The organism is Streptomyces sp. SN-593, assembly GCF_016756395.1.
In the GTDB taxonomy this organism is placed as follows: Bacteria; Actinomycetota; Actinomycetes; order Streptomycetales; family Streptomycetaceae; genus Actinacidiphila; species Actinacidiphila reveromycinica.
Genome location: NZ_AP018365.1, coordinates 7,947,370 through 7,971,841 on the forward strand (window position 1 = coordinate 7,947,370; position 24,472 = coordinate 7,971,841).

The 24,472-nt window shown below is 72.9% G+C and carries 13 protein-coding genes and 1 pseudogene; 7 read left to right on the top strand and 7 right to left on the bottom strand.

Features of this window, described 5'->3' with window-relative positions:
- Positions 1-238: 238 nt before the first annotated feature.
- The gene (locus RVR_RS33810) at positions 239-1,099 is read right to left on the bottom strand and encodes an alpha/beta fold hydrolase (protein WP_430393200.1); all 861 of its coding nucleotides are present in this window, start codon (positions 1,097-1,099) and stop codon (positions 239-241) included.
- Positions 1,100-1,332: 233 nt separating this feature from the next.
- Here RVR_RS33810 and RVR_RS33815 point away from each other — a divergent pair, with 233 nt between their 5' ends.
- Entirely contained in the window at positions 1,333-1,665 is a 333-nt protein-coding gene (locus tag RVR_RS33815; protein ID WP_237405461.1) for a winged helix-turn-helix transcriptional regulator, read from the top strand.
- Between the two features lie 73 nt (positions 1,666-1,738).
- On the opposite strand, the gene RVR_RS33820 is transcribed toward RVR_RS33815, so the two are convergent.
- Positions 1,739-2,092 (bottom strand): hypothetical protein, encoded by a 354-nt coding sequence (locus tag RVR_RS33820; RefSeq protein ID WP_202237723.1) that lies wholly within the window; start codon positions 2,090-2,092, stop codon positions 1,739-1,741.
- 472 nt (positions 2,093-2,564) lie between these two features.
- On the opposite strand from RVR_RS33820, the gene RVR_RS33825 reads away from it, so the two are divergent.
- Positions 2,565-5,870: a GH92 family glycosyl hydrolase gene (locus tag RVR_RS33825; RefSeq protein WP_202239574.1), complete on the top strand. Its 3,306-nt coding sequence runs from the start codon at positions 2,565-2,567 to the stop codon at positions 5,868-5,870.
- A 77-nt stretch (positions 5,871-5,947) separates the two neighbouring features.
- On the opposite strand, the gene RVR_RS33830 is transcribed toward RVR_RS33825, so the two are convergent.
- Complete coding sequence (locus tag RVR_RS33830; protein ID WP_237405131.1) at positions 5,948-8,521, bottom strand: alpha-L-rhamnosidase-related protein; 2,574 nt, start codon at positions 8,519-8,521, stop codon at positions 5,948-5,950.
- Positions 8,522-8,922: 401 nt separating this feature from the next.
- On the opposite strand from RVR_RS33830, the pseudogene RVR_RS33835 reads away from it, so the two are divergent.
- From RVR_RS33835 to RVR_RS33850, 5 genes and pseudogenes are all read left to right on the top strand, one after another.
- Positions 8,923-11,268: pseudogene (locus RVR_RS33835) on the top strand (GH92 family glycosyl hydrolase); the annotation flags it as partial.
- A gap of 333 nt (positions 11,269-11,601) precedes the next feature.
- Positions 11,602-12,177, top strand: a complete 576-nt coding sequence (locus RVR_RS39310) for a hypothetical protein (protein WP_488165674.1) — start codon at positions 11,602-11,604, stop codon at positions 12,175-12,177.
- Positions 12,178-12,325: 148 nt separating this feature from the next.
- Positions 12,326-16,312 carry a GH92 family glycosyl hydrolase gene (locus RVR_RS33840; RefSeq protein ID WP_202237726.1) on the top strand — a complete coding sequence of 1,329 codons (3,987 nt, stop codon included), beginning with the start codon at positions 12,326-12,328 and terminating at the stop codon, positions 16,310-16,312.
- Between the two features lie 170 nt (positions 16,313-16,482).
- Entirely contained in the window at positions 16,483-17,781 is a 1,299-nt protein-coding gene (locus tag RVR_RS33845) for a PP2C family protein-serine/threonine phosphatase (RefSeq protein WP_237405132.1), read from the top strand.
- A 180-nt stretch (positions 17,782-17,961) separates the two neighbouring features.
- Complete coding sequence (locus RVR_RS33850; RefSeq protein WP_346731495.1) at positions 17,962-19,776, top strand: adenylyl cyclase; 1,815 nt, start codon at positions 17,962-17,964, stop codon at positions 19,774-19,776.
- A gap of 109 nt (positions 19,777-19,885) precedes the next feature.
- Here RVR_RS33850 and RVR_RS33855 read toward each other — a convergent pair whose 3' ends face one another.
- The 4 genes from RVR_RS33855 to RVR_RS33870 all read right to left on the bottom strand — a co-directional run bounded on the left by RVR_RS33855 (position 19,886) and on the right by RVR_RS33870 (position 24,315).
- Positions 19,886-20,146: a hypothetical protein gene (locus tag RVR_RS33855; protein ID WP_202237727.1), complete on the bottom strand. Its 261-nt coding sequence runs from the start codon at positions 20,144-20,146 to the stop codon at positions 19,886-19,888.
- A 65-nt stretch (positions 20,147-20,211) separates the two neighbouring features.
- Entirely contained in the window at positions 20,212-21,639 is a 1,428-nt protein-coding gene (locus tag RVR_RS33860) for an amidase (protein WP_202237728.1), read from the bottom strand.
- Between the two features lie 124 nt (positions 21,640-21,763).
- Positions 21,764-22,531 (bottom strand): GntR family transcriptional regulator, encoded by a 768-nt coding sequence (locus RVR_RS33865; protein WP_202237729.1) that lies wholly within the window; start codon positions 22,529-22,531, stop codon positions 21,764-21,766.
- Between the two features lie 77 nt (positions 22,532-22,608).
- Positions 22,609-24,315 (bottom strand): purine-cytosine permease family protein, encoded by a 1,707-nt coding sequence (locus RVR_RS33870; RefSeq protein ID WP_237405133.1) that lies wholly within the window; start codon positions 24,313-24,315, stop codon positions 22,609-22,611.
- Positions 24,316-24,472: the final 157 nt, after the last annotated feature.

Consider the following 24,472-nt stretch of genomic DNA (forward strand, 5'->3'; position numbering starts at 1 on the left):
CCCCCCGCGACGCGAGGTACGTCCACACGCCGGTCCCGGCCGCCCGCGCACGGGATCGGACGGGGGCCGGAACTCGGGCTTGGGGCCGGACGCCGGGATCGGACGCCGGGCCGGACGGGGGATCGCTCCGGGATCGGACGCCGGGCCGGACGGGGGTCGGAACTCGGGCTCGGGGCGGGAGCCGGAGCCCGGGGGAGAGCCGGAGCGGGGGCCGCCGTGCGCCCCGCACGGCGGCCGGTCAGCGCAGGAACAGCCCCAGCAGTCCGAGCAGGGCCTCGGGCCGGTGCAGCGGGATGATGTGGCCGCAGTCCTCGATCACGTGGCCCACCAGGTCGTCGGCGATCGGCCGCAACTGGCGTGCGAGCGCGGGCCCGACGGGATGGGCGCCGATCGCCATGGTCGGCACGGTCAGCCGGCCGCGCGCGGCGGCCGCCCGGATCTGCCGGGAGCTGTCGGGCATCGCGCGGTAGTACGCGAACGCGCGGCGCAGCGCCGGTCCGCCGGTGTACGCGGCGACGAAGGCGTCGCGGACGTCGGCCCGCATCCCCTGCCCGAGGGTGCCCGCGTCGAGGAACCAGTCGACGTAGCGGGCCTCGTGGCCGGCCAGCACCTCTTCCGCGAGGCCCGGCACGGAGTGGAAGCCGAACCACCACGGGGGACCGCCGGCGAGGAAGTCCTCCGCGCCGGGCAGCGTGCCGAGCAGCGACTCCATGACCACCAGGCGGCCGACCAGGTCGGGGCGGCGCATGGCGAGCAGGAAGGCGGGCGGGGTGCCCGCGTCGATGCCGACCACGGCCGCGCTGGTCTCGCCGAGGGCGGCGAGGAGCGCTTCGGCGTCGGCGGCCAGCGTGCCGGCGTCGTACCCGCCGTCGGCCGGCGCGCTGGCGCCCAGCCCGCGCAGGTCCGGGGCGATCACGCGGTGGTCGCGGGCCAGCTCGCCGATCACGTCGGTCCACAGCCGCCAGGTGTGCGGGAACCCGTGCAGGAGCAGGACGGCGGGGCCCTCCCCGGCGGTGGCGACGTTCAGCTCGACGCCGCCCGCCTCGACGCGGCGCAGCACCACCGGCGGTGCGGGACGAGGGGCGGTGGAAGGGGGCACGGGCGGCACGGGACCTCCAGTGAGGTGGTTACCAATGGTGACGACCCCACCGTAGGAAACTATGATGGGTCGGCCAAGACCGCACTTCCGCCCCAGGTGGTGAGCTTCAGGTGACCGCCCCTCCCGCCGGCTCCGCCCCTTCCGCCGGCTCCGCGCCGTCCGCCGGACCGGCGCCCTCCGCCGCTCCGCGCGGCCGCGGGGACCTCTTCGACCCGCTCTGCCCGACCCGGCGGCTGCTCGACCGGATCGGCACCAAGTGGACCTCGATGGCCGTGAAGGTGCTCGCGGAGGCGCACCCGCAGGAGGTGCGCTTCGCGGAGCTCCGGCGCCGGATGGCGGGCGTCTCCCAGAAGATGCTGTCGGTCACCCTGCGCGGCATGGTCCGCGACGGCCTGGTCGCCCGCCGGGTGGAGCCCACCGTCCCGCCCCGCGTCCACTACCGCCTCACCGACCTCGGCCTCTCCCTGGAGGGCCCGCTGTCCGCGATCAGGAACTGGGCGGAGGAGCACATGGCCGAGATCGACCACGCCAACGCCCGCGCGGACGACCTCCCCCCGGACGCCTGACCGCCGATGCCTGACCCGCCGACGCCCGACCGCCGGCGGCCGAGCACCCCGCCGACCCTCGGTGCGCCGGCGCTCAGCGGAACGTGTGGACCACCTGGACGGTGCCGACGATGTGGGCGTTGAACTCTGGCAACTCCTCCGCCGGGACCCACAGTTCGAGGATCGTCCGGCCACCCGCCCGCCGTACGGGGTACCGGCTGAGGAAGCCGGAGCGGACCTCGAAGCGCGTCACGAAGCCGACTCCGCTGTGCGGCACGTTCCACTCCCGCGCGATCCGGATCGCGTAGTCCTCGTTGAGGACCGGGTAGAAGATCGGCTGCTCCGGCAACCGGGGCGGCCAGGCCCTCCAGTCGAGCGCGCGGACGAGGGCCAGTTCCTCGGGGCCGGTCGGGCGCCACAGGGTCGTCGTCGCGGGCCGGCCGGTCATGGGGCCCCTCCTCGGGTGGTGGGCCGCCACGGCGGGCCCGGTGGTCCGGACGGTACCGGCGCGTCCACCCCGGCGGCCAGCGGTTAACGCCCTGGCCCCACCTGGTCCGGCCGTGTCGGCGGCGCACTACCCGGTCCGGCCGTGTCGGCGGCGCCCCACCCGGCACCGCTGACACACCGTCACCAGGCCCCGGGCGCCTCGGGGGTCCGCATCGCCCCTCCCGCTTACGTGCAGTTGACCGCCTTTGTCCCCCCGACCCGCGCACCTTTCCTTGACACCCCTCCGGCGCCCGGAGGAACATCGTCTTCCATCTCCTGACAACGTTGTCGGGTTCGGCCCTGCCACCCGCCCAGCCGGGGGGAGAGGCCGTTCCCTGCCGATCACCCGTACTCCACGAAGGGCAGGATTGGTGCCAGACTCAACCCCGCACCGGACGGTCGGAACCCGCCGCAGGCGCAGAGCCGCCTGCGCGCTGGCCGCGGCGACCGCACTCCTCGGACTCGGCCTCGGCGCCGGGACCGCCCAGGCCGCGGCGGCGCACGGCGCGCCCGCCGACCCGGCCGCCACCGTCAACCCGCTGATCGGATCGTCGAACGCGGGCAACACGTATCCCGGCTCCGTGGTGCCCTTCGGCATGCTCGCGTGGAGCCCGCAGAACTCGACGGGCAACCAGTTCTCCACGCCGGCCCCGGGCGGCTACCGCTACGACGCCACCACGATCCGCGGCTTCAGCCTCACCCACCTCAACGGCGTGGGCTGTTCGGGCGCGAACGGCGACATCCCGATCATGCCGTACGTCGGCGACGTCGACTCCTCGCCCAGCGCGGACACCAAGGACGCCACGTACGCGAGCACCTTCAGCCACGCCAACGAGACCGCCTCGCCCGGCTACTACAAGGTCGGCCTGGACAGCGGCGCGAGCGCCGAGCTGACCACCACCGCCCGGACCGGGACCGGGGAGTTCGGCTTCCCGGCCGACAAGCCCGCGAGCATGCTGCTGCGCACCTCCAACTCCGAGAGCGGCAGCACCGCCGCCGACGTCCACGTGGACGCGGCGACCCGGACCGTCACCGGCTCGGTCAGCGCCGGCAACTTCTGCGGCCCGCAGAGCGCGAACAACCGGCACGACCTGTACACCCTGTACTTCACCGCGCACTTCGACCAGCCGTTCGCGAAGGTCGGCACCTGGACCGACGGCACGCTCAGCCCCGGCTCCACCTCGGCCTCCGGCGGCACCGGCTACAACTCCAGTGGCAACCCCGCCGCGGGCAAGGGCTCCGGCGCCTACGTCACCTTCGCCCAGGGCACCACGCACGTGCAGGCCAAGGTGGCGATCTCGTACGTCAGCGCCGCCAACGCCGAGGCGAACCTGCGCGCGGAGAACCCGGCGAAGAAGTCCTTCGCCGCGGTCCACGCGGAGGCCGTCGCCGCCTGGAACACCGCGCTGCGCAAGGTGCAGGTCTCCGGCGGCAGCGACGCCCAGACCAGCACCTTCTACACCGCGCTCTACCACTCGATGCTGGAGCCGACGCTCACCAACGACGTCAACGGGCAGTACCTGGGCGGCGACCGCAAGGTCCACCAGCTCGCCCGCGGCCAGAAGGCGCAGTACGGCACCTTCTCCGGCTGGGACCAGTACCGCGCCCAGGTGCAGTTGCTGACGCTGCTCCAGCCGAAGGTCGGCAGCGACTACGCCCAGTCGCTGTTCAACTACGCCACCCAGCGCGGCGGCGAGTGGGACCGCTGGCTGCTGGAGAACGGCAAGACCAGCGTCATGTCCGGCGACCCCTCGGACGCGGCGCTCGCCGGCATCTACGCCTTCGGGGGTACCGACTTCGACGTCAAGGGCGCCCTCGCCTCGCTGGTGAAGGCCGCCACGGTGCCGACCGCGAACGACTCCGACAGCGCCGGCTGCAACGTCGAGTGCGTCGGCCAGCGCCCCGCACTCGACCAGTACGAGGCGCTCGGCTACGTGCCCGCCGACGACTGCAGTTGCTGGGGCGGCGCCGCCGAGACGCTGGAGGACGCCGCGGCCGACTTCGGCCTGTCGCAGCTCGCCGGCCAGGTCGGCGACCGCGCCGACGAGAAGGAGTTCGCGCAGCGCAGCGGTAGCTGGACCAACGTCTTCGACCCGGACGCCACCGCGCAGGGCGGCTGGATGCGCAACCGCAACTCCGACGGCTCCTGGGCGGGCACCAACTTCAGCCCCGCCACCGGTGACGGCTTCGTGGAGGGCACCAGCTCGCAGTACAGCTGGATGGTGTACTCCGACATCGCCGGGCTGGCCCAGGCGATGGGCGGCGACAAGGCCGCCGTCGACCGCCTCGACGCGTTCTTCCACGACGCCGACGGCAGCTTCGACTTCACCGCCGACGACCCGACCAAGAACGACCCCACCAACGAGCCCGACATCAACGCGGCCTACCTGTACGACTACTTCGGCGCGCCCTACAAGACGCAGGAGACCGTCCGCGCCGAGACCGACTCGCTGTGGACGGACACCCCCGGCGGCATCCCCGGCAACGACGACGCCGGCACCATGTCGTCCTGGTACGTCTTCTCCGCGCTCGGCATGTACCCGCAGGTCCCCAGCCGCGCCGACCTGGTGCTCAGCGCGCCGGTCTTCCCGCACGCCGTGATCCACACCGGGCTGGGCAGGACCATCACGGTCAACGCCCCGCAGACCTCGGCGAAGAACGTCTACGTCCAGAGCCTGCGCACCAACGGCAAGAGCTCCGACCAGCCCTGGGTCCCCGCCTCGTTCGTCACCAAGGGCGGCACCCTGGACTACACCCTCGGCAGCACCCCGAACACCAAGTGGGGCAGCGCCGCGAAGGACGCGCCGCCGTCCTTCCGCGACGGTGAGGCGCCGTTCTTCGGCCGCACCACGCCCGGCTCGGTCAAGGCCGAGCCCGGCGGGACCGCGGACAGCACGCTGACCGTCTCCACCATCCAGGACCGCGGGCAGGAGGTGCGCTGGTCGGCGTCGGTGCCGGACGGCATCACGCTCAGCCCGGCGAGCGGGCGGATCAACCTGAAGGCGAACGGCACCGCCGGCGCGAAGCTGTCGGTCTCGGTCGCCGCGGGCACCAAGTCCGGCGTCTACGAGATCCCGCTCACGCTGACCTCCTCGGCCGCCTCCCACGGCAGCACCCCCGCCCCCAAGGCGTGGCTGTCGGTGACGGTCGGGGTCAAGGGCAGCATCAGCTGGTACGTCAACAACCGCGGCATCTCGGCCGACGACGCCGACCCCGCCGCGAACTTCGACGGCGGCGGCTGGAGCTACTCGGCCAAGGCGCTGGCCGCGGCCGGGGTCACCCCCGGCAGCACCGTCTCCGCCGGCGGGTTCGACTTCGCCTGGCCGCAGGTGACGGCGGGAGCCCCCGACAACATCCAGGTCGGCGGCGGCGACCAGGTGCTGGACGTGTCGAAGACGTCGGCGGGCGCCACCCGGCTCAGCCTGCTGGGCAGCGCCGACGACGGGCCGACCAGCGGCACGGCCACCCTCACCTACACCGACGGCACCACCCAGCAGGCCGACATCGGCTTCAGCGACTGGACCCTCGGCGGGGGCGGTGACCAGCCCTCCTTCGGCAACATCACGGCGGTGCACACCGCGTACCGCGACGTGATGGGCGGCACCACCGACCCGGTGGGCACGGACGTCTTCGCGACCGCGCCCATCACCCTCCAGGCGGGCAAGCAGCTCGCCTCGGTGACGCTGCCGGCCACCACCACGGGCGGCGACATGCACGTCTTCGCGGTGGCCACCGCGTGACACACGCCGCGGGCGGCCGTCCCCGGACCGGGAAGGAGGGTCCGGGGACGGCCGCCCGCGGCTGCCGGGCCGGCCGCTCAGGCGGCCGGGTGCACCGCCACCGTCCGGGTGCCCGCGGTCAGCCCGTCCAGCGTGACGTAGCCGTCCTCGGCCCGGGCGGCGTACGCCTTGGCCTTCCTGCCGTTCCAGGCCACCCTGCCGTCCACGTGCACGCTGACGGTCCGTCCGTCGGTGGGTACGGCGACGCTGCCGCGGGTGCCGCGCGGCACCCGCACCGTCAGGGCGAAGGCGCCCTGGCCGGAGTGCTGCCAGTCCACGCCGAGCGGGCCGCGCGGGGTGGGTACCTGGCCGCGCGCCCAGGCGACCGAGCCGGGCCGCGGCCGTACCGACCAGGTGGTGAAGCCCGGTGCGGCCGGACGGATGCCGAGCAGCTCGTTGGTGAGCGCCGGCACCACGCCGGTGGACCAGCCGTGCGCCATGCTCGTGTAGGCCCCCTCGTACAGCGAGCCGTCCGGGCCGATCCCCTCCCAGCTCGTGATGCCCGGGTCGTGGGTGTCCATCCAGCCGTAGGTGCGGCGGATCTGGTCCAGCGCGGAGTCCGCCCGGCCGGAGCGGAAGCGCGCGACCAGCTCCGGGTAGGAGGTGAAGGCGTAGACCCGCTGGGAGGCGCCGTCGAAGATCGTGTCGTTGTCCATGAAGGCGTTGCCGTACGGCAGCACCGTGGTGGCGTCCAGGTGGGCTAGGGCGGAGGCGGCCCGGCCGGCGTCGGCGACGCCGGCGGTGATCGCGATGGCGTTGCCGTCCTGGGCGTGCCGGGCCGGGCCGCTGGAGGAGTCCAGGTAGGCGCCGGCGGCGGCGTCCCACAGGTGCGCGTTGATCGCGGCGGCGACGGTGGACGCCCGGGTGCTCCAGCGGGCCGCGTCGGCGGAGTTGCCGAGGTAGGCGGCGATCGAGGCGGCGTCGGTGAGCGCCTGGACGTAGTTGGCGTTGTAGTAGGTGATCTGTCCGGAGCGGCCGAGGAAGGCGTAGTCGCCGTACCCCGACGTGCCGTTCAGGCCCTTGCTGAGCAGCCCGTCGCCGTCGGTCACCGACGGGTACCAGGAGTCGAGGACCTTCGTCAGGTGCGGGTAGTAGCCGCTGGCGTAGGCGCGGTCGCCGGTGTGCAGGACGTAGTCCCAGCTACAGGTCACCCACCACAGCGGGTAGTCGAAGAGCGGGAGGGTGTAGCCGTTGATCGACGCCGGCGGTATCCAGCCGTCGGAGCGCTGGTGGTCGGCGAGGTCGGCGAGCACGTTGCGGGCGGCGGCCGCCGCGTCGTCGTGGGTCAGGTAGAGGGTGCGGGCGGACACCGCGAGGTCGCCGACGTAGGGGTCCCGGTCGCGCTTGGCGCCGTCCTGGAGGACCAGCTTGCCGTCCAGGGTGGGGCTGTCGGCGCCGCGCGGGTCGATGTCGTCGGACCGGAAGGTGTCGGTGACCAGCTCGTTGGTGTAGGCGGCGCCGTACCAGTAGCGGTTGAGGTCGTCGTCGGCGCTGAGGAACCAGCCGCTGTAGGAGTCGGGGGTGCCGAGGTAGGCGGTGAACTCCAGCCACACCTCGTCGACGGACACCTCGCCCCACGGCTGCGCGGCCGGCGCGTCGGAGGCGAGCGCGTCCAGGCTGATCTGGAGGTAGCGGAAGCCGTGCAGGCCGTCGGCGTAGACCTGGGTGCCGGACTGGTAGCCCTTGGTGTCCTTCCAGTCGGCGCCGCCGGCCGGCACCGCGAACTGGTCGGTGCCCTGCGAGGCCACTCCGGACTGGTCGGCCCGGGTGAAGTCGCTGCGGTCGGTGAGGAACTGGACGGTCTCGGAGAACGCCAGCCGCACGCCGGGGGAGTTGTCCGAGGCCGAGCTGAACCTGACGTGCGGGTAGCCCACCACGACCTTGCCGAAGTCCACCACCACGCGCGGCACGTCGTCGTCGGGCAGCAGCCCCGGGTACACCTCGTTGATCCGGGTGAACTCGCCCTGGGGGGTGCTCTGGTCGGCCGTGACGTTGATCCGGACCCGGGTGGTGGAGACCGTGGCGGCGAACGGCACGGCGCGCCGCACGGAGGTGTTGCCGGTGACGGTGGCGGCCGGCTGCCAGGCGGAGCCGTCCCAGGTCTCCACGGTGAAGTCGGTGGGCACGCCGTCGGCGTCGGACAGCAGCGTGACGCCCGGCAGGGACAGCGGCGCGGCGGTGGTGACGGTCAGGGTGTCCGGGTAGGCCGCGATGGTGTCGTCGTTCCAGAACGTGTCGGGGTCGCCGTCGATCGCGTTGGCGGCGTCGTAGGTGCGCGGCCGGCCGTCGTCACCGCTGTTGGGGGCGTGCGAGGAGGAGGCGGCGGCCGTGGTGCCGGCCGGCCAGCGCGGCGGCTGGGGCGGCTGCGGGCGGCTGAGCCGGGTGACGCCGCCGCCGGGGGCCAGCAGCGCCTTCGGGTCGGTCACGGCGCCGCTGCTGCGCAGCACGGACACCGGCCGCACAGTGCGGCTGGTCGGGCCCTGGACGTAGCGCTGCCAGTCGGTGGTGCCCTGCGGCGCGCCGTGTCCGGCGCTGTCGGCGGCGGCGGTCCCGGCCGCGCCGAAGGTGAGCCCGGCGGCCGCCAGCGCGGCGCCGCCGAGTCCGGCCCTCATGACGGTACGGCGCTGCGGCCCGGACGGGCGGGAACCTTCTCCGGAGGGGGAGTTGGGCATGGTGGCGGCTCCAGACGGGAATGCGGTATGAAACGATTCAAGGACGGAGTGCGGCTTGAGGCTACAAGCACTTCCGACCTCCGTCCAGGTGTCGCGTCGGGCCGGGATCGGGCGTGGCCGCCGCCCGCTCCCGGGCTCGATCCGACCGCGTTCGGGCTTGAATCGATATGGACGGCGCGTCGGCGCCCGATTCCTGAGGGGCCGTCAGGCGTCGAACGCTTGACGTCGGGGCGCTTCGTCGCCAGGATTCCAGTCATTCTTGGCATGCCCTGCGCCGCGGATTCTCACAGGCCCGGTCTGTGTGGAGAGCTGACAACGTTGTCAACGAAGTGGAGTACACGATGACCCGACGGACGCGGCTGCGAAGAGCGGCCACCGCGGCAGTGGTCGCGCTCGCCGCGGCCTGCGCGGCGGCCCTGCCGGCGCAGTCCGCCTCGGCCGGCACGGTGAGCGCGGGCGGGGACCTCACCCACCTGGTGAACCCGTTCATCGGCAGCCAGGACGACGGCAACACCTACCCCGGCGCGGCCGTGCCCTTCGGCATGGTCCAGCTCTCCCCGGACACCGGCCACAACACCGGCTACGACTACAACCAGGACCACATCCTCGGCTTCAGCTCGGTGCACCTGTCCGGCGTCGGCTGCGGCCTCGGCGGCGACCTGCCGGTGCTGCCCACCACCGGTGACATCACCAGTACCGACGACGCCCAGTACGCCGCGCCCTTCAGCCACGACGACGAGAGCGCCTCGCCCGGCTCCTACCAGGTGAAGCTCGGCACGGGCATCACCGCGGAGCTGACCGCGACCACCCGCACCGGCTGGCAGCGCTACACCTTCCCGGCCACCGACAAGGCCAACGTCCTGCTCAACAGCGGCCAGGCGCTGCACAAGGTGACCAGCAGCACCGTCACCGTGCTGGACGACCGCACCGTGCTCACCGCGATCACCGGCAGCGGCTTCTGCCAGGACACCAAGCCGTACACGCTGTACACCGAGACCCGGTTCGACCGGCCCTTCGCCTCCTACGGCACCTGGAACGGCGACACCGTCACCGCCGGCAGCGCCACCTCCACCTCCACCGGACGCGGCGGCGCCTACGTGCGGTTCGACACCACCGAGGACCGCACCGTCACCGCCGTGACCTCGCTGTCGTGGACCGGCCCGGCCGGCGCCGCGAAGAACCTCGCCGCCGAGGGGCGCGGCAGCTTCGACCACGCCCGCGACGCCGCCCGGCAGGCGTGGCAGGACCGGCTCGCGCAGATCCGGGTCAGCGGCGGCACCGACGAGCAGCAGCGCACCTTCTACTCCTCGCTCTACCGGTCCTTCCTCGCCCCCAACGTCGGCGACGACGTGGACGGCCGCTACACCGGCTGGGACGGGAAGACGCACGCGGCCGACGGCATCACCTACTACCAGAACTGGTCGCTGTGGGACACCTACCGCACCCAGCAGCAACTGCTGTCGCTGCTGGCGCCGCGCGAGTCCCGGGACATGGCGCTGTCGCTGCTGCGGGTGGCCGACGAGAGCGGCCAACTGCCGCGCTGGGGCTACGCCTCCGTCGAGACGAACATCATGACCGGTGACCCGGTCACGCCGTTCCTCGTGGACGCCTACCGGCAGGGCCTGCTCAAGGGCCACGAGGAGGAGGCGTACCGGGTGCTGAAGCAGCACGTCGACCACGCCGCGCCCGACTCCTCACCCTCCGCGGACCGCCAGGCCGACGCGGAGTACCTGGCCGGCGGCTACGTGCCCTACGACCCGACCCGGCCGCAGACCAAGCCCGGCGACGACGACTACCAGCACGGGCCGTCCGCGACGCTGGAGTACGCCCTCGCCGACGCCGCGCTCGGCGGGATGGCCCGCGACCTGGGCCACACCGCGGACGCGGAGAAGTACCTGACCCGCGGCCAGAACTACCGCAGCATCCTCAACCCGGCGACCGGCTTCTTCCAGGCGCGCGACACCGACGGCGCGTTCGTCGGGCCCACCGACCCCGCCTCCAGCGTCGGCTTCCACGAGGGCACGTCCTGGCAGTACATGTGGCTGGTCCCGCAGGACCTGCCCGGCCTGGTCGGCCAGATCGGCGGCACCGCCGCCGCGAACGCCCGGCTGGACTCCTTCTTCGCCTACGACCAACTGCTCCAGGACCCGGCCGGCACCGCCCGGAACGTGTGGGTCAACGGCACCTACTCGTACTACAACCAGGACAAGTACAACCCGCAGAACGAGCCCGACCTCAGCGCGCCGTACACGTACCTGTCCACCGGGCAGCCGTGGAAGACCACCGACGTGGTGCACGCCGCCCTGACGCTGTTCACCGACGCGCCCAACGGGGTCACCGGCAACGACGACCTCGGCACGATGTCCGCCTGGCAGGTGCTGTCCGCGATCGGGATCTACCCGATGGCCCCCGGCACCGACGAGTGGGGCGTGTCCACGCCGCTGTTCGACCGCGTCGACCTCAGCCTGGACCGCGCGTACTACCCGGCCGGCCGGATGACCGTCACCGCGCCCGGCAGCAGCGACTCCGACCGCTACATCCAGTCCGCGAGCCTCGGCGGCAAGAAGCTCTCCCACACCTACGTCACCACCGCCGACATCAGGGCCGGGAAGAACATCGCGCTCAAGCTCGGCACCTCCCCGTCGAGCTGGGGCACCGCCAAGGCCGACGCCCCGCCCGCGCTGGACCAGGTGCCCGACAACCGGCGGCACACCGCGGCGGCCGCCAGCCCGGCCGCGCCCGGCATCCTGGCCGGGGCGAAGGCCACCGAGGTGGACCTGTCCGCGGTGCTCTCCGGACCCGGCACGGTCGCCGGCTCGGTGAGCGTGTCGGCGAAGGCGCCGCTGACGGTGGACCCGTCCCGCGCCTCCTTCACCGTCGTGTCGAAGTCCCTGCCGGCCACCCACGTGGTGCCGCTGCACGTCTCCGCCCCGGCCGGCACGCCCGACGGCACCTACCCGGTGACGGTCACGGTGAAGCAGGCCGGCGGCCCGACCGCGACCAGGACCGTGCCGGTCTCGGTGACCAGTGCGACCTGCCAGGGCACCGGCGGCTACTGCGCGCAGGACCTGTCCGCGCAGTACGACCTGGACGGCGTGAGCGTCTCCGGCGGACCCGGCGCCGACTTCGACGGCACCGGCACCAGCTACCCCGCCGAGCAGATGCCGGCCCCCGGCACCGGGGTGCTGGCCGGGCGCGCGTACGACTTCCCCGACACCGCGGGCACCGCGAAGAACTTCGTCACCGCCCACGGCCAGACCCTCTCCCTGGTGCCGCGCGCCTACTCCGGACTCGACGTGCTGCTCTCCGCGCACGGCGGCGACGTCACCTCGACCGCGACCGTCCACTACTCCGACGGCAGCAGCGCGCAGGTCGCGCTGGACGCCACCGACTGGGCGGCCGCCTCCCCGCGGCTCGGTGAGGACACCGCGGTGCACGCCGACAGCCGCTACGACTCCGGCGGCGCGCCCGACGGTGTCGCGGTGAACCTGTGGCACGTCGGCATCCCGCTGGACAGCGGCAGGACCGCGCAGTCCGTCACCCTCCCCGACAACACGAACCTGGCGCTGTACGCGATCAGCGGCCACAACGCCTGACCGGCCGTCACCCGCGTCCTACCGGCCGCCGTACGGCGCCCGACCGACCCGCCACGTACCACCGGTGCCCCGCCCGCCCGCGACCCCCGTGCAAGCGGGCGGGGCACCGGTCAGCACCTGGAGCCGTCACCAGAAAGGCAGCACCTTCATGAGAAGTGGCCGATCCCGCCGCACGCTCGCCAGATCACTGCTGGCAGCCGCGGTGTCCATGGCCCTGACCGTGCCCGCCGCCGGCCTCGCGCACGCCGCGGGCAGCGGCTCGCACGGCGCGGGCGACACCCCCGCCCCGGCGTTCACCACCTCCTTCGAGTCCGGGCAGGCGCAGCCGACCTGGACGAGCACCTCGGAGACCGACGCCAAGGGCAAGGCGTGGGTGTCCGGCGTCACCGCCGGCACCGTGCCGGTGCTGGCCGGCAGCATCAAGGACCAGATCGCCAAGGTCACGGCCAACTCCGACAACCCGCCCAACGAGACGGCCGACAAGGCCGCCGACGAGGACTCCAACACCAAGTGGCTGACCTTCGCCACCACCGGCTGGCTCCAGTACCAGCTCACCGGTGACGTCACCGTCAAGAAGTACGCGCTGACCTCGGCCAACGACAGCCCGGACCGCGACCCGAAGAACTTCGAGCTCCAGGGCTCGGACGACGGCTCCACCTGGACCACCGTCGACACCGAGAGCGGCCAGACGTTCGCCAACCGCTACCAGTCGGAGATCTACGAGGTCGCCCACCCCGGCGCCTACAGCTACTACCGGCTGAAGGTGACGGCCAACAGCGGCAACACCGGCGCCACGCAGCTCGCCGACCTGATCCTCTCCGATGGCTCGGCCGCCCCGACGCCGGTGGCCGGCATGACCACCGACGTGGGCAGCGGCCCGTCCTCCGGGCCGGACATCAAGGCGAACGTCGGCTTCACCGGCGCCAAGGCGCTGGAGTACGCCGGCACGCACACCGCCTCCGGCGCGGTTCAGGCGTGGAACAAGCTCTACAGCGTGCACATCCCGGTGAAGAGCGACACGCAGTTGTCGTACGACATCTTCCCGGAGCTGACCGGCGGGGACCTGAAGTACCCCAGCACGTACGCCTCGATCGACCTGCACTTCACCGACGGCACCTACCTGAGCCAGTTGCGCAAGAGCGCGCAGGACGTCAACGGCGTGGCGCTCACCCCGCGCGCGCAGGGCGACTCGAAGATCCTCTACGCCTCGCAGTGGAACGCGGTCGCCGCGTCCGTCGGCAAGGTCGCCGCGGGCAAGACCATCGACCGCATCCTGCTCGGCTACGACGACCCGGCCGGCAGCAACGCCGAAGGCGCCGCCACCCAGTTCAAGGGCTGGATCGACGACCTGACGATCGGCGCGGCCCCCGCGGCGAACACCTCCGCGAGCTACGTCGACCACGTCGACACCCGGCGCGGCACCAACTCCTCCGGGTCGTTCTCCCGCGGCAACAACCTGCCGCTGACCGCGGTGCCGAACGGCTTCAACTTCTTCACCCCGGTCACCGACGCGGGCTCGGACAGCTGGGAGTACAGCTACGCCGCCCAGAACAACGCCGACAACCTGCCCACGCTCCAGGCGCTCGGCATCAGCCACGAGCCCAGCCCGTGGATGGGCGACCGCGACCTGTTCCAGGTGATGCCCTCCACGGCGACCGGCACCCCGGACCTGGACCGCACCAAGCGCGCGCTGCCCTTCAAGCACTCCGACGAGGTGGCCCAGCCCGACTACTACGGCGTGACCTTCACCAACGGCCTCAAGGCCGAGATCGCGCCCGCCGACCACTCGGCGATCCTCCGCTTCACCTTCCCGGGCGACACCGGTGACCTGCTGTTCGACAACATCGACAACAACGGCGGCCTGACCCTCGACGCCGCCAACGGCACCCTCGACGGCTACGCGGACCACAAGAGCGGGCTGTCCACCGGCGCCAGCCGGATGTACATCCACGCCGAGTTCGACCGGACGCCCGGCACCGCCGCCAAGACCACCGGCGCCGGCCGCGACAACGTCACCGGGTACGCGCAGTTCGACACCTCCGGCAACAAGGTGGTGACCATGCGCGTGGCCACCTCCTTCATCAGCGCCGCCCAGGCGAAGAAGAACCTGGACCAGGAGATCCCGCAGGGCACCTCCTTCGACACGGTGAAGAACCGCGCCGCGCAGGCGTGGAACGCCAAGCTCGGCAAGGTCCAGGTGCAGGGCGCCAGCGACGACCAGCTCACCACGCTCTACTCCGACCTGTACCGGATGAACCTGTACCCGAACTCCGCCTCGGAGAACACCGGTACCAACGCCCACCCGGTGTGGCAGTACGCCAGCGCGTTCTCGCCGCAGGGCACCAGCACGGCCACCCAGACCGGCGCCAAGGTCGTCGACGGCCAGGTCTACGTCAACAACGGTTTCTGGGACACCTACCGCACCGAGTGGCCGGCCTACTCGCTGCTGGAGTCCGACACCGCGGGCAAGCTCGCGAACGGCTTCGTGCAGCAGTACGAGGACGGCGGCTGGACCGCCCGCTGGTCCTCGCCCGGCTACGCCGACCTGATGACCGGCACCAGCTCCGACGTCGCCTTCGCCGACGCCTACGCCAAGGGCGTCACCGGCTTCGACGCCAAGGCCGCCTACGAGGCGGCGGTGAAGAACGCCACCACCGTCTCGCCGATCTCCGGCACCGGCCGCAAGGGCATCGACACCTCCGTCTTCACCGGCTACACCAACACCTCGGTGGACGGCAGCGTCTCCTGGTCGCTCGACGGCTACGTCAACGACTACGGCATCGGCACCATGGCGGCGAAGCTCGCCAAGGCGCCCGGCACCTCGAAGGCCGACCGCGAGCGGTACCAGGAGGAGTCGGCGTACTTCCTGGCCCGCGCGCAGAACTACACCACGATCTTCAACCAGAACGTGGGCTTCTTCGAGGGCCGCAACGCCGACGGCTCCTGGCGCGTCGCGGACTCCGCCTACGACCCCAAGACCTGGGGCTACGAGTACACCGAGTCCAACGGCTGGAACTACGCCTTCACCGTGCCGCAGGACCCGGCCGGCCTGGCCTCGCTGTACGGCGGCCAGAAGAACATGGAGAAGAAGCTCGACACGTTCTTCTCCACGCAGGAGACCGCCCAGGGCGACACCGGGTCCTACGGCGGCACCATCCACGAGATGATCGAGGCCCGTGACGTCCGGATGGGCGAGCTGGGCATGAGCAACCAGCCCTCCTACGGCATCCCGTACATGTACGACTACGCGGGCGCGCCGGCCAAGACCCAGGCCACGGTCCGGGAGATCGAGCAGCGGCTGTTCACCGGCAGCTCGATCGGCCAGGGCTACCCCGGCGACGAGGACAACGGCGCCACGTCCACCTGGCAGATCTTCAGCGCGCTCGGCTTCTACCCGCTCCAGACCGGCAGCGGCAACTACGAGATCGGCTCGCCGCTGTTCACCAAGGCGACGATCCACCTCGACAACGGCAAGACCATCACCGTCAACGCCAAGAACAACAGCCGCAGCAACGTCTACGTGCAGTCGCTGAAGGTGAACGGCAAGGCGTACGACAAGGTCTACCTGACGCAGGACCAGCTCGCGAACGGCGCCACGCTCGACTTCACCATGGGATCCAAGCCCTCGAACTGGGGCACCGGCAGCAAGGCCGTCCAGACCTCGCTGACCCCGGCCGGCGGTACCCCGAAGCCGCTCGCGGACACCACCGGCGCGGGCCTCGGCACCGCCTCGGCGGCCGACGGCACCGCCGTCGCCGGCCTGTTCGACAACACCTCCAAGACCGCGGTCACCTTCCCGTCCGCGACGCCGCAGGTCACCTACGCCTACCAGGGCAGCGGCAAGGCGGCCGAGCAGAAGGCCACCTTCTACACCCTGACCTCCGGCAGCACCGCCGCGCAGGACCCGAAGAGCTGGCAGCTCCAGGGCTCCGACGACGGCGGCAAGCACTGGAAGACCGTGGACACCCGGAGCGGCCAGACGTTCGACGACCGCCTCCAGACCCGTCCCTTCGAGATCGCCCACCCCGGCGCCTACTCGTCCTACCGCCTGGTGGTGACCGCGAACAACGGCGGCACGTCCACCACGCTCTCCGAGGTGGAGCTGCTCGCCACCTCCACGGGCACCGGCCACTGATCCGGACCCGCTGAACACGGCGCCCCCGTCACATCCGTGGCGGGGGCGCCGCCTCGTTCGGCTGTCCGGGCGAGCCGCCCGTGTGCCTGAGGGCCCTCGCCCGGCCCCCCGGGTTGACTGGCGTGCACGCCCGGACCCGGGCGCACGGCAGGCGGTGCGAGGGAGGCCGGGTGGTCGCGGTGGCCGGAGGCGGGGGCGGGGGCGACGGGCTGGACTACGCGGCCCTGTTCGCCGCGATGCCGGCGGCCTGCATCGTGCTCGACCGGGAACTGACCATCCTCGCGCTCAACGACGCCTACACCGAGGCCACCGGCCGGACCGCGGCCGACCTGGTCGGCCTGCGGTTCTTCGACGCCTACCCGCCCGACCCGGGCGACCCCGCCTCGCGCGGCGCCGAGGTCCAGCGCCGGTCGCTGGAGACCGCGCTCGCCTCGGGCCGCACCAACATACTGCTGCTGCACCGCTTCACCATCCCCCGCGCGGACCGCCCCGAGCACTTCGCCCCGCGCTGGTGGAACGTGGTGAACCGGCCGGTGCGGGGCCCCGGCGGGCAGGTGGAGCTGCTCATCCACCAGGTCGACGACGTCACCGAGTACGTCCGTGCCGAGCGCGGCGCCGACGATGCCGCGGGGAGCGGCGCCGGGCAGGAGCCGGGCCCGCGGACCGACGACGTGGTCGTGGAGGCGCCGCGCGCCGAACTGTTCACCCGGGCCCGTGAACTGCAGCGGGCCAACGCCCGGCTCCAGGAGTCCGCGGTGCGCACACACGACGTGGCGCTCACCCTCCAGCGGGCGATGCTCGCCACGCCCGACCTGGCGGCGCACCCCGAGGTCGCGGTGCGGTACCTGCCGGCGCTGGAGGGCATGAACGCCTGCGGCGACTGGTACGACGTCGTCGACCTGCCCGAGGGCCGGATGGCGCTGTCGGTCGGCGACGTGGTGGGCCACGGGGTGAACGCCGCCAGCGTCATGGGCATGCTGCGCGCCGCGCTCAGCGCGGCGATCCGCGTCGCCGACAGCCCCAGCGGCGCGCTGGAGACGCTGGGGCTGTACGCGCGCTCCCAGGACGGCGCCGTGGCCACCACCACCTTCACCTGCCAGCTCTTCCCGGCCAGCCGGCTGCTGATGTACAGCAGCGCCGGCCATCCGCCGCCCGTGCTCATGCACCGCGACGGCTCGTCCGAACTGCTGGACCGCGCCACCGACCCGCCGCTGGGGGTGCGCATGGAGCACGTGCCGCGCCCGCAGGCCACCGCCGACTACCGCCCCGGCGACATCCTGGTGCTCTACACCGACGGCCTGATCGAGCGGCGCGGCGAGGACATCGACGTCGGACTCGGCCGGCTGGTCGACGCGGTGCGCGCACTGCGGGCGCTGCCGCCGGAGGAGGTGGCGGACGGCCTGCTGCGCGCCATGGCCGGGCCGGCCGGCCAGCAGGACGACATCTCGCTGCTGGTCACCCGGCTCTGACGGCCGGTCGGCCCGGGCCGACCGGTGCCGCCGCACCGGGCCGCGCGGGCCGCCGGATTGCGGCGTCCCGCTGGTTGACGCTGCATGGCCGCGATGATTCACTTCCTCCCTGAGAGCGCTCTCACGAGGTCAGGGCCAGGCCAAGTTCTCCTCCTTTTCCCACCACTCACAGGGAGAGCCGTGTCCGTCATACCCACGCGCCGTACCATGCTCCGCGGGGCGGCAGTCGCCGCCGCGGTGCCGCTGGTCGGCGGTATCTCCACCGGATCAGCCTTCGCCGCGCAGCCCGAGCACCGGGGCGGCCCCCAGCACCACGGCGGCGCCGATCTGGGCCCGAACGTCCTGGTCTTCGACCCGTCGATGGGCGACGCGGCGATCCAGGCGCGGCTCGACGCGGTGTTCGCCACCCAGCAGTCCAACCAGTTCGGCACCGAGCGCTACGCCCTGGCCTTCAAGCCCGGCACCTACCACGTCGACGTCAACGTGGGCTTCTACACCCACGTGCTCGGGCTGGGCGACAGCCCCGACGACGTGGTGATCAACGGCCATGTCACCGTCGACGCGCAGTGGCTGGACGGCAACGGCACGCAGAACTTCTGGCGCGCCGCGGAGAACCTGAGCATCGCGCCTCCGGACGGGCTGGAGCGCTGGGCGGTGGCCCAGGCCGGGCCGATGCGCCGGGTGCACGTGAAGGGCGACATGACCCTGTGGCCGAGCCCGCCCGGCAACCAGTGGTCCAGCGGCGGTTTCCTCGCCGACAGCGTGGTGGACGGCCAGGTCGAGTCCGGGTCGCAGCAGCAGTGGCTGTCGCGCAACGACACCTTCGGGAGCTGGACCGGCTCCAACTGGAACATGGTCTTCGTGGGCACCCAGGGCGCGCCCGCCCAGTCCTTCCCCACGCCGCCCTTCACCACCGTCGACCGGACCCCGACCGTCCGCGAGAAGCCGTTCCTGACCGTGGACCGGCACGGTGCCTACCACGTCTTCGTGCCCGCCCTGCGCGGTGACAGCACCGGCACCACCTGGGCGCACGGCCCCGCCCGGGGGCACAGCATCCCGCTCTCCGACTTCCACGTGGCCACGCCCGGCGAGTCCGCCGCCGACCTCAACCGTGCCCTGGCCGGCGGCCGGCACCTGCTGTTCACCCCCGGCGTCTACCCGCTGTCCGCGCCGCTGAAGGTGGACCGCCCCGGCACCGTGGTGCTGGGCCTGGGGCTGGCCACGCTGCGGGCCACGCACGGCAACTCCCTGGTGGAGGTCGCCGACGTCGGCGGAGCCACCGTCGCCGGCGTGCTCCTGGAGGCCGCCTCGGCCCACTCCCCGCTGCTGCTGCGGGTCGGACACGGCCGCAGCCGCGTGCGCCACGCCGCGGACCCCACCGCGCTCTTCGACGTCTACGCCCGCATCGGCGGGGCGCTGTCCGGCGGCGCGGGGGTCAGCGTCCAGGTCGACAGCAACGACGTGATCTGCGACAACCTGTGGCTGTGGCGGGCCGACCACGGCCTGGACGGCTCCGTCGGCTGGTCGGTCAACCCGGCCGACACCGGCTTCCTGGTCAACGGCGACCACGTCACCGCCTACGCGCTGGCCGTGGAGCACTACCAGAAGTACGAGGTGGTGTGGAACGGCAACCACGGCCGCACGTACTTCTTCCAGAACGAGCACCCGTACGACGTGCCCACCCAGTCCGCCTGGGTGCACGGCGGCACCAACGGGTACGCCGCCTACAAGGTGGGCGACGCCGTCACCGACCACCACGCCTGGGGGCTGGGCAGCTACTGCTTCTTCGACCTGGAGGCGAACATCTACACCGACCGCGCCTACGAGGTCCCCGACACCCCCGGCGTGGTCTTCACCGACCTGATGACGGTCTGCCTCAACGACGCGGCCGGCGGGGGCATCCTGCACTGCATCAACTCCAGCGGCGACCCGGTGGAGAACGGCTTCGGGACGTACAACATGAAGCGGTACGCGAACGGCGTCGCAACCGTCTGACGGCGCCGGAACGGGCGTCGGGCAGGCCGCCGGTGCGGACCGGGGACGACCCGGTCCGCACCGGCGGCCGCGCATCCGGCGGTGCGCCGGTGCCGGGCGGGGCGGGAGGTCAGCCGGCCGCCGGCCGCGCCCAGTCCTCGATGGTGGCGCCGGCGGTGAAGCGCAGCGCGGGGTCGGCGTAGCGGGCGGCCGGCACCGCGTAGAGGGCGTCCACGTCGGCGCGGCGCTGCGGGTAGAGCGCGGTGAGCAGGGCGAGTTCGCCCGGGTCGGCGGGCAGTGAGGCGGCGGCGAGCAGGAGGCGGGCGGTCGCCTCGTCGGGTCCCGCGGCCTGCCGGGGAGCGCCTTCGGGGGTCGTGGCGGCGTCGTGCATGGCGGTGTCCTTCCGTCGGTGTGTGCGGCGCCCGCGTGCCCGCGGGCGCGGGTCGGGGGCCGCGGTCAGCCGGGGTACGGTGCCGCGCCGGCCGGCAGCCGCAGGTGCCAGTCGGTGGACTGCTGGAAGGCGTCGGCGGCCCGCAGCAGCACCGCCTCGCCGAAGGCGGGGCCGGCGAGTTGGAGGGACAGCGGCAGTCCCGCGGCGGTGAATCCCATGGGCAGCGCGATGACCGGGTTGCCCACGCTGTCCCAGTAGGGCGTGTGGATGAAGCGGAAGAGCGTGTCCACGTCGAGCCGGCCCTCGGCGTCGACGACCGACTCGTAGGCCGGTGCGCCGACCGAGACGGTCGGGCAGGCGATGACGTCCACCTCCTGGAAGAGGCGGGCGAGCGCGTCCTGGGCGACCCGGCGCACCCGTTGGGCCTGGACGTAGTCGGCGCCGGAGACCAGCGCGCCGAGCGCGACGGTGGCCCGGGTGGAGCTGAAGTAGTCGCCCCACCGCTCGGCCAGGTCGGTGCGGTGGTAGGCGAGCGCCTCGCAGGACATGGTGACCATGTCCGCGGTGATCATCTCCGACCAGTACGGCAGGGTCGTCCCGACGACGGTCGCGCCGCGCTCGGTGAGCACCGCGGCCGCCGCCTCGAACGCGGGCGCCGCCGCGGGGTCGCTGCCCTCGGGGAAGTGGTGTTCGCGCACCAGGCCGACCCGCACCCCGGTGAGGTCGCCGGTCAGGGCGGGGGCGGTGAACGGCGCGTCCACGCAGTCCGGGTCGCTCGCGTCCGGCCCGGCCAGCACCTCCAGCACCGACGCGCAGTCGCGGGCGCTGCGGGCCAGCGGGCCGATGTGGTCGAGGCTGTAACCCAGCGGAACGCAGCCGGACTTGGGCACCCGGCCGAAGGTCGGCATCAGGCCGGTCACCCCGCAGAAGGCGGCCGGGATGCGGATGCTGCCCGCCGTGTCGGTGCCCAGCCCGGCCAGGAACAGCCCGCCGGCCACCCCGGTGCCGGTGCCCGAGCTGGAACCGCCCGGCCAGGTCGCGGTGTCCCACGGGTTGCGCGGCACCGGGAAGGGCTTCGTGGTGTCGGGCATGCCGCAGGCGAACTCCATGGTGGAGGTCTTGCCGGTGATCACCGCGCCGGCCGCCTTCAGCCGGGCGACCGCGGGCGCGTCCCGGCCCTCGCCCCACCGGCGGTCCAGCACCAGGCTCTGCGCGGTGGTGGGGCCCTCCGCCATCGCCAGGATGTCCTTCACCCCGAACGGGATGCCGTGCAGCGGGCCGCGGTCCCGGCCGGCGGCCAGCTCCCGGTCGGCGCGCTCGGCGGTGGCCAGGGCGTACTCGTCGAACCGGTGGAGGTAGGTCCCGGTGGCCGCGTCCAGCCGGTCGGCCGCGGCCAGCGCGGCTCTGGTGAGGTCGGCCGAGGTCACGCTGCCCTCGCGCAGCGCCCGGGCCGCGTCGGTGAGGGTGACGGGCAGGCCGGTGGTGGTGGTCATGACGGCAGCTCCAAGGGGCAGGAGGGAAGAGGGAGTTCGGTACGGCGGCGCGCCGGTCCGCGGGCCGGCGGGGTCGGCGGCGGTACGCGGGAGGGGGAAAGGGGTTCGGCGGGGCGGCCGGGTGTCAGGCGCCCGGTGGCCGGGCGGCCACCACGGCCCGGGACACGAACCGCATCCGGTCGCTGCGGGTGTAGATGAACGCGACGTCGAACGGCCGGCCGTCCGGGTCGTAGATGACCTGCTCCATGGCCAGCAGCGGCGCTCCCGGACGCAGGCCCAGCATGCCGGCGGTGAGCGGGTCGGCCAGCTCGGAGCCGATCACGAACTCGGACTGCCCGAAGTCCGCTCCGGCGGTGGCCATCAGCGCGTACCAGTCGGTGGTGAACGGGCTGTCGCCCAGCCGCTCCGCCTCCGGGTAGAGCGCGTAGTTGGTGGCGACGAGCAGCGGTTCCTCGTCGAGCAGGCCGATGTACTCCAGCCGCAGGCACGGGGTGCCGGGCGGGACGCCGAGGCGTTCGGCGACCGTGCCGGGCACGGGGATGCGGGTGCGGTCCAGCACCCGCGGGCGCATCCGGCGGTCGAGCAGGCCGTCGGCGGTGGGACGCACCGCGCCGTGCGCCTCGGCGAGACCGGTGGTCACGGTGGCGGTCACCACATGGGTGCCGACGCCCTGGGTGCGCTCGATGAGGCCGTCGGCGCGCAGCATCGCCAGCGCCTCCCGGACGGTGGCCCGGGACATCCCGTGGCCGGCCATCAGCTCCGACTCGTGGGGCAGCAGGCCGCCGGGGTAGCCGTCGCGCTGGATGGTGGTCCTGATCATGTCCCGCAGCCGGCGCACCTCGTGCACGCGCGCGGTCTCGCGGCGGCCGGGGGAGGGCGTTACGGGTCTCATCCGGCGCCATGCTGGCCGGGTCCGGTTGCCGGCGGGTTTCCGGTCCCGCACGGGCGCGTTGCGATCGGTGCCCGCGCTCACGCCTGCGCCTCCTCGACCGGGCCTGCACCGGCGGCGTGCGCGGGCACGGCGGCCGGGCCGTCGCCGCCGCGGGCCACCAGGGTCGGCACGGTGGGCATGCCGAGCATCGTGGCGCCGGCCGGCGGCCGCCAGGCGCTGGGCTTGCAGCGGTCGTGGCAGGCGCCCTCGGTCGAGCAGCACAGCGAGCAGATCGTGCCGCGGTGGAACGGGCAGGTGGCCAGGTCGGACACGTCGTAGTCGCCGCCGCACACCGTGCAGGGCAACTCCTCGACCCCCGGGGGGAACTCGCTGAGGCGGGCGATGTACCAGCGGCCCCGGGTCGCGGCGGCGACCAGCGGCGGCAGCAGCAGCGCGAGGCCGACCGACAGGAAGGGGGCGAGCGCGGCCGCGGTCGGGCCGAACACCTTGTAGGAGGCGGTCATCGACACCCCGGCGGCCACCAGCATCGACCCGAAGCCCACCGGGTTCACGTGGTAGAGGTGGGCCCGGTGGAAGACGACCTGCGGCGGGCTCAGCCGCAGCCAGCGCTTGTTGATCACCAGGTCGCTGAACATCGCGGTGATCCAGGCGACGCCGATGTTCGCGTACCAGGTCAGCACCGTGACGATGTGGTGGAAGATGTCCAGCTCCATCAGCACCAGCGCCAGGCCCACCTGGAGGAAGACCCAGGCGGCGCGGCCGGGGTGGCGGTGCAGCAGCCGGGAGAAGAAGTTCGACCAGGACAGCGAGCCCGAGTAGGTGTTCATGATGTTGATCTTGAGCTGGGAGAGCAGCACCAGGCTGCCGGCGAGCACCAGCGCCGAGGTGTGGCCGCCGGTCACCCGCTCGAAGACCACCGTGAACAGGTCCACCGGCACCGCCACCACGCCCGCGTCCGCCCGGGTGCCGGCGTAGCCGACCAGCAGCGTGGAGGCGAAGAAGATCGCCACGGCGAACAGCGACATGCCCGGCCCGCCGAAGAGCACCGCGAGCCGCCAGGAGCGCTCCCGGCCCGGCTCCGGGTCCTTCATCAGCCGCAGGTAGTCGCCCTGCTCGCCGATCTGGGTGGCCAGCGACAGTTGGGCGGCCGCGATCGTGAAGACCGCCAGCACGCTGATCCCGGCCGCCCCCGACGCGGAGACGGTGGCCGGCGAGGTCATGTGGTGTCCCGCGTCCGGCGAGGTGACCGCCGCCCCCACCGCCAGGCCGATCAGCGCCACCCACAGCGGCCAGGTCCACGCCTGGAACTTCGAGCTGAACGTCATCCCGTACAGCGTCAGCGGGATCATCACCGCCGCCACGAGCACGTACGACAGGTGGATGTCGAGGTGGGTCAGCGCGGTGACCGCCTGCGCCATGATGGCGCCCTCGTACGCGAGGAAGATCAGCGTGTAGGTCGCGTACACCAGCGAGGTGAGGGTCGAACCGAGGTAGCCGAAGCCCGAACCGCGGGTCAGCAGGTCGATGTCCACGTGCTTACGGGCGATGGCGAAGGCCAGCACCAGGGTCAGCGGCACCGTCACCGCCGCGGCCACCAGGAAGCCGACCAGCGCGTTGCCGAACCCGTACGCGTCGACGAACGCGGCGTCCAACGCGTAGCCGGCCATGGCCGAGATGCCCACCAGGCAGGAAAGGAACACCATCCACGGCGACCACTTGCGGAAGGCCGCGGGCGTGAAACGTAGCGAGTAGTCTTCCATCTCCGGGTTGTCGGCCAGGCCCATACCCACCATCCCCTTCGTAGCGGAGCCGTCGCAGGCGGCTTGGCCGGGAAGCTATGAAGGGGGTGTTTCGCGCCGATGCCGGGCCGCTTTACGCCTCGCTACGCCGACCGGCGCCCCGCGCCCGGCCCTCCTACCTGCGCTGATGCGTCCGGACCCG

What these genes read in the sequence shown, in the direction of transcription:
- RVR_RS33820 (WP_202237723.1), bottom strand. Translation starts at nt 2,092, where the DNA reads ATGACCGGCCGGCCCGCGACGACGACCCTGTGGCGCCCGACCGGCCCC.
- RVR_RS33830 (WP_237405131.1), bottom strand. Translation starts at nt 8,521, where the DNA reads ATGAGGGCCGGACTCGGCGGCGCCGCGCTGGCGGCCGCCGGGCTCACC.
- RVR_RS33840 (WP_202237726.1), top strand. Translation starts at nt 12,326, where the DNA reads ATGAGAAGTGGCCGATCCCGCCGCACGCTCGCCAGATCACTGCTGGCA.
- RVR_RS33855 (WP_202237727.1), bottom strand. Translation starts at nt 20,146, where the DNA reads ATGCACGACGCCGCCACGACCCCCGAAGGCGCTCCCCGGCAGGCCGCG.
- RVR_RS33860 (WP_202237728.1), bottom strand. Translation starts at nt 21,639, where the DNA reads ATGACCACCACCACCGGCCTGCCCGTCACCCTCACCGACGCGGCCCGG.
- RVR_RS33865 (WP_202237729.1), bottom strand. Translation starts at nt 22,531, where the DNA reads ATGAGACCCGTAACGCCCTCCCCCGGCCGCCGCGAGACCGCGCGCGTG.
- RVR_RS33870 (WP_237405133.1), bottom strand. Translation starts at nt 24,315, where the DNA reads ATGGGCCTGGCCGACAACCCGGAGATGGAAGACTACTCGCTACGTTTC.